This is a genomic window from Mucilaginibacter calamicampi, from assembly GCF_042676765.1.
Classification (GTDB): Bacteria; Bacteroidota; Bacteroidia; order Sphingobacteriales; family Sphingobacteriaceae; genus Mucilaginibacter; species Mucilaginibacter calamicampi.
Map to the genome: position 1 here is coordinate 1 of NZ_JBHTHU010000016.1, position 1885 is coordinate 1885.

Sequence of the window (1885 nt, forward strand, 5' to 3'; positions counted from 1 at the left end):
CTACCACCATTTCCAGGCTCCGCTCCAGCAGCAACGCGATCAGCGTGTCCGGTGGCATCGCTGATCCTGTTCTGGTTTGGTAGGTTTTTCTGATATGTCGTGCCAGCGCATTGCTCCGCTCGTTCAGCTCGCCGTAGCTCAGTGTCTGTCCTTCGTATACCAGCGCTGTTTTGCCCGGATGTTTCGCCGCCTGCTGCTCGAACATTCCGTGGATCGTTTCCGTATCCGGGTAAGCTTTTTCTGTATTGTTCCAGGATTCTAACTGTAGTGATTGTTCGGCGGCACTGAGGCCGTGCTGTTGATTGACCTTACGCTCCGGGTGGTTGATTACTCTTTCTAAAAGCAGCACGGTATAGTTCAGCAGCTTTTCTGCTGTCGCTTCGTCTATAAACCCGGGCGATCCGTCAAAACTTAAGTGGAACTTATCCTGGTAGCGTTGTACGTTCAGCGTTAGCGGGATATTCGTCTTTTCATACGAGTAGGCTAAAGCAAACGCCTGTTTGGCATAATTCTCTTCACCTACATGGAAGTGAACATAGTTAAACGCGCAACGGTAAATATCTTCTGCAAGACCCTGGTCGGATTTGATCTTTCCATACGGATATAGTTTGTAATCGTTTACTTCTGACCGGTTTTTGAACACCCATGAAAAGTATTCCTTTCCGCTGGCGTCGGGTATCGCCTTCCTGTCAAACCGTAGCGGGATCGTGTTCAGATGCAGGCCGAATACCCGGTCGCCGCCTTCTTCTTCCAGCCGGTTGTTGGCTACGGTGCCGATCACCACGTCATCCGTATTGTAATACGTGCCCAGCACCAGGTTGTAAATGCCCATAAACATGCTGTCGGGCGTTACTTTCAGCTGCTGCGCTAAGGATAGTATTTTATTGTTGATATCCTGGGAAAGACTCGTTCTGGCAAACACTTGTCCCTGTTCGTCCGCTGGTGGGTCTTCCCTGAAAACCCTTTGTTTCAACTCGTAATCCTCCAGGTAAGCTTGCCAGAACTGTTTATACTTTGCATCGCTCAGCACTTTTTGTTCGTTGCTGACAAACTGTGCATATTGTGGCTTTTTTTCTTTGCGGATCGCTTTTCTCAACACATAGGCATCTACAAACTCGTTGATCAGCGACGCTACGCTCCAGCCATCGGTTATGGCATGATGAAAGGAGAAGATCAGTGTAAATTCTTTTCGGAGATCATCCGGCATGATCAGCAGCCTGAACAGTCCGGGAACTGTAAAGTCGAATCCATTGTACTTTTCTGTATCGACGATCTCCCGGATGTCTGTGTCATCATCCCCTAGCACTATCTTGCTGCTGATCGCTATCTTATTATAGATCACATTCAGGTAGCCCTGTTCGCTTTCGATAAAGGCGGTACGCAGCTGCTCGTTCTTTTCAGCCAGTTGCTGCCATGCCTTTTCGAATTTTCCGGGTTCATACACCGTCATGATGCGGTAGGAAAAAACATCATGGTATACTGAAGGATCGGCTTTGGCTGTCGATTCGATCAGCATACCTGATTGCAGGTAACCGGCCGGATAGATGTCTGCTGTATTTTCTGTTTCCAGATCGTTGGTGCGGATGATTTCTTCCTTGAACGTTTCGCTGATCAGTGAAAAAGGTATATAGGTACTACTTTGTGTACCGCCAGATGTTTGGCTGTGCTTTAGTATTTCCCGAATGGTGCGGTAGCGCAGAATATCGGCGACACGGGCATTGGGGTTTATCTTTTTTTCCTTTGCTACAATACGGATGCTCAATATCGAGTCGCCTCCGATACGGAAGAAGTCGTCTGTTACTCCTACCCGTTCCAGGCCCAGTACTTCCTGCCAGATTACGCACAAGACCGCCTCTGCTTCTGTCTGCGGGGCCGTGTAGCTTTC

1 protein-coding gene is annotated in these 1885 nt (G+C 48.7%); it reads right to left on the reverse strand.

Annotation, left to right across the window (positions count from 1 at the left end; all coding sequences use genetic code 11):
* Window positions 1-1846, reverse strand: a 1846-nt coding sequence (locus tag ACFQZS_RS13305; RefSeq protein ID WP_377101010.1) for a condensation domain-containing protein, incomplete at its 3' end; no start/stop codon positions are given.
* Between the last annotated feature and the right edge of the window lie 39 nt (window positions 1847-1885).